General features: G+C 70.7%; 12 protein-coding genes. 4 read left to right on the top strand and 8 right to left on the bottom strand.

Annotation, left to right across the window (positions count from 1 at the left end; translation table 11 throughout):
• Positions 1-927: 927 nt before the first annotated feature.
• The 5 genes from H8F25_RS15070 to H8F25_RS15050 form a co-directional block, all read right to left on the bottom strand.
• Positions 928-1,632 (bottom strand): LuxR C-terminal-related transcriptional regulator, encoded by a 705-nt coding sequence (locus tag H8F25_RS15070; protein WP_197211107.1) that lies wholly within the window; start codon positions 1,630-1,632, stop codon positions 928-930.
• Between the two features lie 191 nt (positions 1,633-1,823).
• A complete protein-coding gene (locus H8F25_RS15065; RefSeq protein WP_197211106.1) occupies positions 1,824-2,201 on the bottom strand; it encodes a hypothetical protein in 378 nt (125 codons plus the stop codon).
• A gap of 176 nt (positions 2,202-2,377) precedes the next feature.
• Entirely contained in the window at positions 2,378-3,202 is an 825-nt protein-coding gene (locus H8F25_RS15060; protein WP_197211105.1) for a potassium channel family protein, read from the bottom strand.
• Between the two features lie 92 nt (positions 3,203-3,294).
• A complete protein-coding gene (moeB, locus tag H8F25_RS15055; protein ID WP_197211104.1) occupies positions 3,295-4,467 on the bottom strand; it encodes a molybdopterin-synthase adenylyltransferase MoeB in 1,173 nt (390 codons plus the stop codon).
• 84 nt (positions 4,468-4,551) lie between these two features.
• Positions 4,552-5,097, bottom strand: a complete 546-nt coding sequence (locus tag H8F25_RS15050; protein WP_255518285.1) for a M67 family metallopeptidase — start codon at positions 5,095-5,097, stop codon at positions 4,552-4,554.
• A 42-nt stretch (positions 5,098-5,139) separates the two neighbouring features.
• On the opposite strand from H8F25_RS15050, the gene H8F25_RS15045 reads away from it, so the two are divergent.
• Entirely contained in the window at positions 5,140-5,511 is a 372-nt protein-coding gene (locus H8F25_RS15045; RefSeq protein WP_197211102.1) for a CAAD domain-containing protein, read from the top strand.
• Positions 5,512-5,716: 205 nt separating this feature from the next.
• On the opposite strand, the gene H8F25_RS15040 is transcribed toward H8F25_RS15045, so the two are convergent.
• Positions 5,717-6,646: a fructosamine kinase family protein gene (locus H8F25_RS15040; RefSeq protein ID WP_197211101.1), complete on the bottom strand. Its 930-nt coding sequence runs from the start codon at positions 6,644-6,646 to the stop codon at positions 5,717-5,719.
• Positions 6,647-6,801: 155 nt separating this feature from the next.
• On the bottom strand, positions 6,802-7,038 hold the full coding sequence (locus H8F25_RS15035; protein WP_197211100.1) for a hypothetical protein: 237 nt from the start codon (positions 7,036-7,038) through the stop codon (positions 6,802-6,804).
• An 85-nt stretch (positions 7,039-7,123) separates the two neighbouring features.
• Between H8F25_RS15035 and crtD the strand changes: the two genes are divergently transcribed.
• Entirely contained in the window at positions 7,124-8,662 is a 1,539-nt protein-coding gene (gene crtD / locus H8F25_RS15030) for a C-3',4' desaturase CrtD (protein ID WP_197211099.1), read from the top strand.
• A gap of 74 nt (positions 8,663-8,736) precedes the next feature.
• Here crtD and H8F25_RS15025 read toward each other — a convergent pair whose 3' ends face one another.
• Entirely contained in the window at positions 8,737-9,615 is an 879-nt protein-coding gene (locus tag H8F25_RS15025) for a prephenate/arogenate dehydrogenase (RefSeq protein ID WP_197211098.1), read from the bottom strand.
• 43 nt (positions 9,616-9,658) lie between these two features.
• On the opposite strand from H8F25_RS15025, the gene H8F25_RS15020 reads away from it, so the two are divergent.
• Together H8F25_RS15020 and H8F25_RS15015 are read left to right on the top strand one after the other, a co-directional pair.
• Positions 9,659-11,110 carry a helicase gene (locus H8F25_RS15020; RefSeq protein WP_197211097.1) on the top strand — a complete coding sequence of 484 codons (1,452 nt, stop codon included), beginning with the start codon at positions 9,659-9,661 and terminating at the stop codon, positions 11,108-11,110.
• A 45-nt stretch (positions 11,111-11,155) separates the two neighbouring features.
• A complete protein-coding gene (locus H8F25_RS15015; protein WP_197211096.1) occupies positions 11,156-11,398 on the top strand; it encodes a DUF2839 domain-containing protein in 243 nt (80 codons plus the stop codon).
• Positions 11,399-11,505: the final 107 nt, after the last annotated feature.

The following is an 11,505-nucleotide window of genomic DNA, read 5'->3' as shown; positions in this document are numbered from 1 at the left end:
CTCTCGAGCAACACCACCCGGTTCAGCACGGGCCAGATTCTCCGGCAGCTCAGAAGATGGAGCCACCACCAGCTGCTGACGTGACAGCTGCGTGTTGCCCCCCAGCAGAACAGGGCTCCCGGCCGGGCTGCTCTCCTGCACGGCCGGCGCCAGGGTGTTGGCGGCAGCCCAGGTGGGCTGCCCGGAGGCATCGATGCCGTAGGTCTGCAGGCTGGGGGCTGAGGAGGCTGAGCGGCCCGGAGCAATCCGGTAGCTGCTGCGATAGAGATCGGTGTCCGGCCGGCTGGCGCTCGCTAGTTGCTCCAGAGCCCTCTCCAGCTGATCCTGCGGCGTCTGCGCCAGCTGCTCCAGGGTGCTGATCGCCGGCGGCTGCGCTTGCTGCGCCTGCAACACCAGCGAAAACGTCTGGCCATTGTCCTCAGCGGTGTTGGCCTCCCCCGGAACCAGCGCAAACTGCTGCACCTCCACCCCCGGCGCGCTCAGCACCGCCGGCGCACTCCATTGCAGCGCCCCATCGCTGCCCCAGCGCCCGAAGCTGGCCAATACCTGGCTGCTGCTGCCCTCCCCCACCCGGTAAGCCAGCACGATGCCCGGCGCCGTGCCTGGGTTGTTGCCGCCGCTGTCGATCGTCGGCCAGAGCTTTTCCAGGACGAGCGCCTGCAGCTTCTCGCCGCCGAACGCCTCCGGCACCAGCAGGCCCTTGTCCCAGCGCTGCGCTTCGGCGTTCCACTGGCACTGCCAGATGGCGCCGTCGTCCTCCAGGAAGGCATAGGCCGTCCCATTGGCGTCGTTAACGATCTGGATGCTGCTGGCGTACGGCATGCGCTTGCTGAGCCTGGAACTCCTTCGGAAAGGATGCCCAGATCCAGGCAAACCGTGACCCGACAACTGTCGGGGGCGTAATATTCAGATGCGCGGAAGGCGGCTTCAGCGTTCGAGCCAGCCCTCGGCGACGGCCTTGCTGGCCAGGGCCGTGCGGTTCGGCATCTGCAGCCGCTGCAACATCACCGACACGTAGTCGCGCACGGTTCTGGGCGCGATCCCCAGGGTTGCCGCGATCGCGCCGTTGCTCTGTCCGGCCACCACTCCCTCCAGCACCTGCCGTTCACGCGGTGTCAGCATCGGTCGATGGTCCGACTCCGATCCCGACAGCGTCGGATCGCGGTAGCTGTCCCCGTGCCACAGGGCCTGCAAGGCCTGCAGCACCCTCCCGCTGCCGAGACTGCGCACATCCACAAGCGCCAGCCGCTTCTCCCTGAGAACCCCGGGCAGCAACTCCGTCCGCTGAATCATCAGCAGCACCGATGGCTTCTGGGGGAGGCCATGCAGACGACGGATCAGCGCCAGGCCCAGATCCGGCGCGATCGAATCGCAGAGGATCACCAGCACCGGTTCCCCGAGGGGCCGCGCGCCAACCAGATCGAGCACCTCCGGCTCGTCGACGCCGCAGCCCTTCATGCCCGGCACACCCATCGACAGGGCCAACCGCGCCATCAGATGGGCCTCCAGCCAGGAGCCGGTGCCGCCGATCACCGCCCAGCGGGCCAGAAGCGCATTGACAAGGGCGTTGCGGCGCCGGAAGCGCGGGTCGTCAGGCCGGAAGCGCTTTCCTTCCTGAGGGTCCAGGTACAACGGCTCAGGCACGGCATCGCTGCTCCGGGAGGCCTCCACTGGGATTGCAGCCCGCTGCGCCGGTTCCGCTCGGGTGGGATCGTTCAAACAACCCTCCTGCCAGAGCGGCCAGTCTCGCCTGGGATGGCCTTGAGGCTGCGGCGCAGACCCTCGCCCATGCGCCACAGCACGGCAGCCGTGGCCAGCACTGCCTACCGTCGCATCGCCAACGTCCACGGACCCAGGTCCCCCTTCACCGCCTCAGCCCCGATGGCGCCGGCCAGCACCATCACCGCAAAGCGCGGCACCAGCGCCATCCTGGCGATCGCGTAGCGACGCTGCGGCGTGGGCGACGGGGCACAGCTGGCGTTCACCAGATTCATCGGCAGCAGCACCAGCACCCGCAGCGGGGCCGGTTGCTCCAACAGCCGCCGTCCTCGTCGGCGCCGCTGCAGCCAGTCCTGCAGCAGCGGGCGCAGCAGCCTGCGGCACAGCCTCCAGTTCAGGGCCAGGCCCAGGGCCTCCACCATGAGCACCAGCAGCACCCCCCAGGCGGGGCCAGTCCCACCGCGCCTGCCAGCAGAGCGCATACAACCAGGAGGAGAAGGAAGCACCGAAGAGCATGGGCGGCTCGCAGGGCCCGCGATCCTGTCGCAGCCACAGCGTGGAGCCGCCGCACAGGACAGGGCAAAGGGGCGTGATGACGGCAGCAGCAGCAACCGCCGCCGGCTGGCTCCTGGCCTGGAGGCCCGGGCAACGTATCGGCTCAGTGCGGAGGCTGCTGCTCCCAGCCACCAGAGAGCGAATCCTCCCGCCCTCCACCCAGCCGCCGCTGCACTTCGACGCGCCGATCCTCCACCAGGTACTCCACCTCCTGGGAGGCGATGAACCGCCCCAGCAGCAGACCCACCAGCATCGCCACGTAGAGCGTGCTGCTGACGCTCAGCAGCATCACGAAGCGCTCGCCCACCGCGTTGCCCGCCACAATGTCGCCTGGCCCCAGACTCGCGATCGTGACGAAGCTGAAGTAGGTGAGGCGATCGAGCAGCAGCTCCTGGTCGGCCACCACATCGAGCCGGAAACTGCCCGGCACGAACACTTCGGTGGCGGTGGCGATCACGCCGCCGGAGATGCCGAGCAGCAGATAGCCCGCGCAGGCCCCGGCCATCACCCGGGCATTGACCCGCGGCGCCCGGGCCAGCAGTTGCACAAGCCGCACCGAGCTGACCAGGAAGAACAGCGACAGCAGCAACAGCACAGCCAGCTTCAGCGCCACCGGATGCCAGCTGCCGCGCAGCGGCGGAATCCAGATCCCCGCCAGGCAGAGCAGGCCCAGCAACCGGTAGCCACCCCGCCCCATCAGGCCGCGCAGGCCGCCGCTGGGAACCGACAGCGTGTGCAACGCCTGCAGGATCAGCAGCGAGAACACCGCCGCCAGAACGGCATAGCCGCCATGGTGGGCGTTCGCCGTCAATGGCAGCAGCAGCATCGGCACCAGAGTGGCGAGCAGCAGCAGCACGTAGCGCCCCTCCTGGCGGCGCAACCGGTCAGCCTCGGCGCGGGGCGTCACGGCCAGGGGCAGCAGCTGCATCAGCACCTCAGAAGGATGAGAAACCCACGGAGGCAAGGCCACCGGTCAGCCCCAGGGGAAGCGAGTCTGGCCGGTTCGGCCCGCAGGGGAGCTCAGTAGCGCGGCACCGACGGATCGATCTCCTCGCTCCAGGCCTGGATGCCACCGGCCACATTGACCCCTTCGATGCCATGGCGCCCGAGCGCCAGCAGGGCCTTGGCGGAGCGGCCGCCGAGCTTGCAGTGCACATACAGCTGCTTGCCCTCGGCGAGGCGGCGGACATCGTCGATCGCCTCGCCGCTCTCGATGCGATCGAGCGGCACCAGCACCGAACCGGGAATCACGGCGATCTCCGCCTCCTGAGGATTGCGCACATCGAGCAGCAGGAACTCCTCCAGCTGACCGTCGATCACGGTCTTGAGCTCCGCCACGGTGATCGTGGGCACGCTGCCGGCCTCCTCCTGGCCAGGGGCGGTGCCGCCGACGCCGCAGAACTCCTGGTAGTCGATCAGCCCGTCGATCACCGGGCGCTCGGGATTGGGCCGCAGCTTGAGCTCGCGGAACTTCATGCCCAGGGCATCGAACAGCAGCAGGCGGCCGCTGAGCGTGGTGCCGATGCCGGTGATGATCTTCACGGCCTCGGTGGCCTGGATCACGCCGATGATCCCGGGCAGCACGCCCACGACACCACCCTCGGCGCAGGAGGGCACCATGCCCGGCGGCGGCGGCTCAGGGAAGAGGTCGCGGTAATTGGGGCTGCTCTCGTCGAGGTTGAACACCGTGGCCTGGCCCTCGAAGCGGAAGATCGAGCCGTAGACGTTCGGCTTGCCCAGCAGCACGCAGGCGTCGTTGACCAGGTAGCGGGTGGGGAAGTTGTCGGTGCCGTCGCAGACCAGGTCGTAGGGCTCGATGATCTGCAGGGCGTTCTCACTGGTGAGCGCCGTTTCGTAGAGATCCACCTGGCAGTGGGGGTTGATCTCGAGGATGCGCGCCTTTGCCGATTCGATCTTGGGCTTGCCCACCCAGCTGGTGCCGTGGATCACCTGGCGCTGCAGGTTGCTGTGATCGACCACGTCGAAATCGACGATGCCGATGCGGCCCACACCGGCCGCAGCCAGATAAAGGAGCAGCGGTGAACCCAGGCCGCCGGTGCCGACGCAGAGCACCGAGGCCGCCTTCAGACGCTTCTGACCCTCCATGCCCACCTCGGGCAGGATCAGGTGGCGCGAGAAACGGGCCACCTCATCGGGGCTGAGCTGAACACCGCTGGTGTCGGGAGGAAGCATGGGGACCGGGATGGAACGGCGGATCCGCGCGGATCGGGACGAGGAGAGCGTGCAGGCCGGCCGTGAACCGGTAACGCCACCGCGTCAATCCACCATTCTCCATCGCAGCGGCCTCGGCGTGGGGCGCTCCTCGTCCTGAATCTCCAGCCACCAGCAGGCCGGCTCCCAGTCCGTCAGCGGCGAGAGGATCAGCTGCAGGGTGGGCGCGAAGGCCAACGCCAGGTCGGTGGCGGACGGCACCGGATCGCTGCAGGGATGGCTGTGGGCCGCACCGAGAACCTGCAGCTCCCGCTCGCGGGCCCAGCGCTGAGCCAGCAGCTGCTCGCGGGGATCGAGCCGGAAGCGCCTGGTCCGCTCGGCGGTGGGCTCCCAGACATTGAGACAGGGCCAGATCAGCCGGATCCGCTGGGCCGGCACGGCCCCCGCCCCCGGGGCAGCCAATGGGGCGTCCGCCGCACCGATCCCCGCCTGGGCAGCCTCGATCCCGGGCGGAGAAGCCCCAGGCGCCGAACAGGCCTCGCCCAGCAGCAGCGCGCAGCCCTCCTGAGGCTGGGCGGCCATCAACACCCGGCGCAGAACCGTCAGCGCCCGCCGACGGATCTGGATCTCCCCTGGCGTCCGGCCTGTCACCCCGGTACCTTAAGCCGGTCCAACTGATCTGCCCTGCCAGGCATGAGTGACACCATGACTGAACTCGAGACCAAGACCGAGTTCACCCCCGGCAGCGGCGAAGCCGAGTCCGACATCTCCGCCCGACTGGCTGATGTCGTCGGCAAGATCAATGCCTCGCTCGATGCCATCGACTGGAGCCAGGTCGGCAAGTTCGCCAAGGCCTCCGGCATCATCCTGGCCGTGATCGTGGCCCAGATCCTGATCAAGGGTGTGCTCGACACCATCAACCTGCTGCCGGTGGTGCCGGGTCTGCTCGAGCTGCTCGGCCTGGTGATCGTCGGCCGCTGGAGCTGGCAGAACCTGAGCACCAGTGAGAAGCGCACTGCTGTGATGACCAAGGTCCAGGCTCTGCGCCAGGAATATCTGGGCTGAGCCAACACTCCACTCACCTGTTCGCCGCCCCTCTCGGGGCGGCTTTTTTGTCGACCTCGGTGGACTGTGTTGATCCATGCCGCTCCGCAGCCGAGATCAGGGACCCCGGGCACACCTCCCTCCATTGGCTGAGCGCTCCCACGAGGTCATGGGGGCAGAACGGCAGGGAGTGTCTGTCGGCCGTCACATCAGCGAATGGGCTCCTTCAGGCCACCGGCGGCTGGGAGAGCAGCGCATCGAGCGTGGACTGGGCCTGGCCGATGTAGCCCCCACCGAACAGGTTCGCGTGGTTGAGGAGGTGATAGAGGTTGTAGAGGCGCACCCGGGCGCCATGGCCCTGCGGCAGGGGCCACTCCTGGCCGTAGCCCTCTAAGAAGCTGCCCGGGAACCCGCCGAACAGCTGCGCCATCGCCAGATCCACCTCCCGGTCGGCGCGGTGCACCGCCGGATCGAAGAGGGCGCCGCGGCCACAGGCGGTGAGCGCGGCATTGCCCGACCACAGGTCGCCGTGCACCAGCACCGCGTCGGGCCGGTGCGCGGCCAGCCAGCCCTCCACCTGCTCCAGCAGAGCGTCGCCGCCTCGCAGGCGAACACCCTTCCCGGCGAGCAGAGCCAACTGCGGCTCCAGTCGCCTGCGGCGGAAGAAGGCACCCCAGTCGGGCAGCCAGCCATTGGCCTGGGGGGTGGAGCCGATCACGTTGTCGCGGGGCCAGCCGAAGGCGCCGTCGCACCGATCCCTCTCCGCGCAGGGCCTCTCGAGGCTGCGGCGATGCAGGCGGGCCAGTCCCCGGCCCAGCCGTTCCCAGCCCCGTGGAGATGCCGCCCGCTCGAGATCCAGCCAGTCGAGCACCAGCACCGTTTGATCGCCGCTGCGGCCCAGGACGCGGGGCTGGGGCAGCAGCAGGCCGCAGCCCTCGGCCGCCAGCGCCAGGGCCGCCAGACCATCGGCCTCCGCTTCCAGCAACGGCAGCGCCGAGGCCCGGGCGGTCTTGGCAAACAGCAGGCTGCCGTCGTCCAGTTCCAGGCGCCAGGCGCTGTGAATGCACCCACCGGCGACGGCTGAGCGGTGTCGCAGGGCCACCCCCAGCTGCCGCTGCAGCCATGGGGCCAGGGGATCAGAGCCGGCAGCGACCATCAGCGGCAATTGAAGAAGGGAAGGCGGAGAACGCCCCGGCGGCCTGCAGGAAGACGGCGGCATGCGACCGCTCCCGGGCCTACAGCATGGCGGGACAGGATGCCTCGCCTCACCTCATGAGAGGGAGCCTTTCGCTCAGGCAGGGACGAAGGCGGTCAGGACGGCCGGGCGCCCTGGGGCGCCGCTTCATGCGTCATCGCGGGACGCGGGTCTCCCCTGCCCGGGCCCTGGGGGGCCGGGTCCGGGGGAGGCGGGGCGAAGGCCAGAAGCAGCAGGGCGGCCAGGAGCGCCAGCAGGGCCAGGCGCAGCACAAGCCCCACCACCCGACCGATCAGCCGCAGCAGCAGCAAGGCCAGCAGCACCACCACGACAACAAGCAGCGTCGTCGTCATCCCACCGGGCGAAGCCGCGCCCACCCTGCCATGCCCGCTTGAGGCGGGCCACGCTGGCGCCGGCCCGGCTGGCAGCATGCGGCCCATGAGTCAGGCCGCGGCTGCCAGCCTTCCCGAGCGGACCGACGTGGCGGTGGTGGGTGCCGGCATCGCCGGTCTCACGGCTGCAGCCCTGCTCGCCCGAGCCGGCCTGCAGGTGGAGCTGCTGGAGGCCCATCAGCAGAGCGGCGGCTGCGCCGGCACCTTCCGGCGCCGGGAGTGGATCTTCGATGTGGGCGCCACCCAGGTGGCGGGTCTGGAGGAGGGCGGCATCCACCGGCGCCTGTTCGCCCACCTCGGCGTCGCGCCGCCGCCGGCCGAGCCGCTCGATCCCGGCTGCGTGGTGGATCTGGCCGACGGGCACCCTCCCGTGCGCCTGCACCGCGATCGCCGGGCCTGGCGGGACGAGCGTGCGCGTCAGTTCCCCGGCAGCGAGCGCTTCTGGAGGCTGTGCGAAACGATCCACACCGCCAGCTGGCGCTTTGCCGCCCGTCAGCCGGTGCTGCCGCCACGCTCCCTGTGGGACCTGGGGCAGCTGCTCGGGGCCCTCGACCCGGCTGTGCTGGCCAGCGGCCTGCTCACGACCGCCTCGATCGCCGATCTGCTGCGGCTGAGCGGCTGCAGTGGCGACCGGCGGCTGCGGCGCTTTCTCGATCTGCAGCTGCGCCTCTACTCCCAGGAACCCGCCGATCGCACCGCCGCCCTTTACGGCGCGACCGTGCTGCAGACGGTGCAGGAACCCCTGGGCCTCTGGCATTTGCAGGGCTCGATGCAGAGCCTCTGCGAGCGACTGGAGCAGGCGTTGGCGCAGGAGAGGGGCCAGCTGCGGCTGCAGCAGCGGGTCACGGCCCTGCGTGTCGAGAACGGAGGCTGGCGGCTCACCATCGAGAGCGGCGATCAGCGCGAACGCATCCTGCAGGCCCGCGAGGTGGTGCTGACCCTGCCGCCCCAGACCCTGCCGGCCCTGCTGGGCGAGGAGCTGCCGGAGGGCTACCGGCGACGGCTCGACACCCTGCCGGAGCCCAGCGGAGCGGTGGTCTTCTACGGCGCGGTGGAGCGGGCCGACCTACCGCCTGAGTGCCCGGGCCATCTGCAGCTCGACTGGGACGCACCCGGACCGCTGTTCGTCTCGGTGAGCCGCGAGGGGGACGGCCGCGCACCCCAGGGGCAGGCCACCGTGATCGCCAGCGTGTTCAGCCCGGCGCGGCCCTGGCTCGAAGGGGATGCCAGCGGCTACCGGCAACGCAAGGCGGAGGCGCGCCGCGGCATCGAGGCCGGCCTGGAGCGGCTGCTGGGGCTCGGCCCGGAGCGCTGGCTCCACGGCGAGCTGGCCACCCCACGGGGCTGGGCCCGCTGGACGGGGCGGCCCTGGGGGTATGTGGGCGGCCTCGGGCAGCACCCGCTGCGCTTCGGGCCGTTCGGCCTGGCCAGCCGCACCCCTCTCCGGGGCCTGTGGCTCTGCGGCGACAGCATCCACCCCGGCGAGGGCACCGCCGGGGTGAGCCTCTCGGCCCTGATCGCGGTGCGCCAGCTGCTACAGGGCCGCGGCCTGCCACTGCCCCTGGATCCGGAAGACGACAACTGACGCCGGCATCGGCGGGACGCTCGAGACGATCCATGCAACGCCCCGCGTCGTCATCGCTCCACGGAGACAACGGGTCAGAGAAACTCCGGCCGCAACCGCTGACAGTCCGCCAGGCTGCGCTGCAGCGCCGGCCAGTCCTGCCCCTCCACCTGCTGCTCCAGCTGCATCAGGGCCTGCCGGTAGGCGCGCAATCCCTCCAGCAGGGCCTGGCGGTTCCAGCGGGCCATCCACAGGCCCAGCTCCGGGTTGCCGCCGCCCACCCGGGTGGTGTCGGCGAAACCGCTGGAGGCCAGGGCACGCACCAGCCGGGGCAGCGCCCCACCCGCCTGCTCGGCACCGTGATCAGCGGCCTGCAGCAGGGCGGCACTGACCAGCACCGGCAGGTGGGAGATCAGGGCCACGGCCTGGTCGTGATCGGCGGCATCGCAGCTGATCCAGTGGGCGCCGAGCGCTTCGGCCAGCTGCCGCACCGCCTCCAAGGCCCCGGGATCGGTACACACGCCCGGGGTGGCCACCCAGGGCCGGCCCCGGAACAGATCGACCTCGCCGGCCTCGACGCCGGCATGGGCCGTTCCCGCCATCGGGTGGGAGGCCACGAAACGCCCTGCCGTCAGGCCCAGCCGCGCCTGCCAGACCTCCAGCACCGGGCCCTTCACCGAGCCCACATCGGTGATCACGGCATCGGGGGGCAGGGCCGCCAGCAGCTGCGGAGACGGGTCGAGCAGCTGATCGAGGGGCAGAGCCAGCACCACCAGGCCGCAGCCAGCCAGCACCGCGGGGTCGGTGCTCACCGTCGTGGCGAGGCGCCGCTCGCGGGCGCGGACGGCGGTGGCCTCACGGTGCACGAGGGCGCGCACCTCGGCGCCACGGGCGATCAGATCGAGGCCGAGGGAGCCCCCGATCAGACCCAGCCCGACGATCCCGACCGGCTGCCGCTGCCAGAGAGCTGTCATCGATGCCGCAGAGTCAGGGCCGAGAGCTTCCTACGATCCCGCGATGCTGGAAGCCAGAGCCCATCAGCAGCTCAAGGCGCTCCTGCGGGGCGAGGGGGCGGAGCGCTGGCCGCATCACCTCACGCTCAGCCGCCTGGTGGCGCGCAGCCTCAGGCGGGCCGACCACACCCTGGTTCGGCTCAGCCCCGGCACCGACCCGAGCTGGTGGATCGGCCTGCTGGTGCCCCTGGCCCTCAGCGACGACCCTGTCGCCCTGGTGGTGAGCGATGCCCAGCGGCAACGGTTGCTGCAGCGGGACTGTCCTCGGCTGGCGGCTGCAGGGCTGGAACTGGCCTGCTGGCAGGGGCGCCAGGCCCCTGTGGAGGCCCGGATCTGGCTGCTCAGCCACAGCGAACTGCTGTTGGCGTGGCGCGATGGGCTCCTGGGCAAGCGGCAGCTGGTGATCCCGGAGGCCGAACGACTGGCCGGTCAGCTGCGTCAGGCCATGGGCGTGACGTTGGAACCGAAGGACTGGGAGACCCTGCGCCAGGCCCTCCCCAGCGCCAGCGGCAGCCTGCTGGATCTGCACCGGCGCCTGAGTGCGCGCATCCTCTGCCATCCACGCCAGCCCGATCTGGCCGTCCCGATCTCAGCCGAGGAGGAGGCGCCGCTGCGCCAGCTGTTGCAGCTGCTGAGTCCGCTTCCGGAGCCCTGGCCCCAGTGGCTGGCGACCCCCTCGCAGCGCTGGACCAGCTGGGCGCAGGTTGACCCGACGCTGCTGCAATGGCGCCTGTATCGCCAACCGCTCGATCCCCTGGCCGAGCTCAGCGGCCTGCTGCGGGGCCGCGGCGCCGTGCTGGTGGGAGAGCTGGGCGGCGCGGGTAGCGAGGCCTCGGAGTTGCCAGCCGATCTGGGCTTCGCGCCGCAGGTGAGCGTCGCGCTGGGAGATCCGCCGCTGAGCGATCCACTGCCGCTCTACGCACCGCTGCGCCAACCGCTTCCCAACAGTCCCCTGTATGGCCAGCACCTGCTCGATCAGTGCCGCCGCCTGGTGCTGGGGCAGGCGCAGCTCACCGTGGTGCTGCTCGACGACGCGACGCTGAGGCGCCGGCTGGCCAGCGGCCTGGCGGCCGAGTTCGGCCGACGGGTCGATGAGGAGAGCACCGCACCGGAGGAGAACGGCGTGATCTGCTGCCGCTGGAGCTGGTGGCTGGAGCATCAGGAGCGCCTCCCCCATCCGGGACAGGTCGTGGTGGCGCTGCTGCCGATCGCCAGCCTTGAGGATCCTCTGACGGCGGCCCGGGTGGCGGCCTTGCGTCAGGAGGGACGCGACTGGTTCCGGGAGCTGCTGCTGCCGGAGGCGCTCAATCGATTGCAACGGGGTCTGGCCGGGCTGAGGCGCCAAGGCGGCCGGCTGGCGGTACTGGACGGTCGCCTGCGGGGACGCAGCTGGGGCCGGCTGGTGGGGGCAGCCCTTGAACCCTGGGTGGAGTTGCCGCGGCTGCTGCCGGGCTGATCCACGAACTCCGTAGCCTGGGTTCCGAGACCTGCCACACCATCGATGGGGGAAGCCAAGCGCCGCGCAGCCCAGGGACTGCCGCCGCGCCAGAAGAAACCGGAGCCCAGCGTCGACACCTCCCCACGCCTGGTGACCTGGCTGCCGCTCACGCGCAACCAGGCGGATCGCTTCGTGGCGATCACCACCCGCGGCGCCTGGATCGGCATCGCAGCCCTGGTGCTCTTCTGGGTGACGGTGCGCTTCATCGGCCCGGCTGCCGGCTGGTGGACCCTGGCCGACGGCTGAGACCGCCCGCGGGACGCAGGTGACAGGCAGCAGAGCGCCGACCGACTACCCGATGGCGCATCCAGCCTCGTGGGCGAATCCCGACAGGCGCCACATGCGTCGCGCAA

The organism is Synechococcus sp. CBW1004 (assembly GCF_015840715.1).
Classification (GTDB): Bacteria; Cyanobacteriota; Cyanobacteriia; order PCC-6307; family Cyanobiaceae; genus Cyanobium.
The sequence above is the reverse complement of the archived record's forward strand: the minus strand, read 5'-3'. Positions and strand labels throughout refer to the sequence as shown.

Excerpts from the sequence above, each read along its gene's own strand:
- H8F25_RS15065 (WP_197211106.1), bottom strand. The coding sequence starts at position 2,201 with ATGCGCTCTGCTGGCAGGCGCGGTGGGACTGGCCCCGCCTGGGGGGTG.
- H8F25_RS15060 (WP_197211105.1), bottom strand. The coding sequence starts at position 3,202 with ATGCAGCTGCTGCCCCTGGCCGTGACGCCCCGCGCCGAGGCTGACCGG.
- moeB (WP_197211104.1), bottom strand. The coding sequence starts at position 4,467 with ATGCTTCCTCCCGACACCAGCGGTGTTCAGCTCAGCCCCGATGAGGTG.
- H8F25_RS15045 (WP_197211102.1), top strand. The coding sequence starts at position 5,140 with ATGAGTGACACCATGACTGAACTCGAGACCAAGACCGAGTTCACCCCC.
- H8F25_RS15040 (WP_197211101.1), bottom strand. The coding sequence starts at position 6,646 with ATGGTCGCTGCCGGCTCTGATCCCCTGGCCCCATGGCTGCAGCGGCAG.
- H8F25_RS15035 (WP_197211100.1), bottom strand. The coding sequence starts at position 7,038 with ATGACGACGACGCTGCTTGTTGTCGTGGTGGTGCTGCTGGCCTTGCTG.
- crtD (WP_197211099.1), top strand. The coding sequence starts at position 7,124 with ATGAGTCAGGCCGCGGCTGCCAGCCTTCCCGAGCGGACCGACGTGGCG.
- H8F25_RS15025 (WP_197211098.1), bottom strand. The coding sequence starts at position 9,615 with ATGACAGCTCTCTGGCAGCGGCAGCCGGTCGGGATCGTCGGGCTGGGT.
- H8F25_RS15020 (WP_197211097.1), top strand. The coding sequence starts at position 9,659 with ATGCTGGAAGCCAGAGCCCATCAGCAGCTCAAGGCGCTCCTGCGGGGC.
- H8F25_RS15015 (WP_197211096.1), top strand. The coding sequence starts at position 11,156 with ATGGGGGAAGCCAAGCGCCGCGCAGCCCAGGGACTGCCGCCGCGCCAG.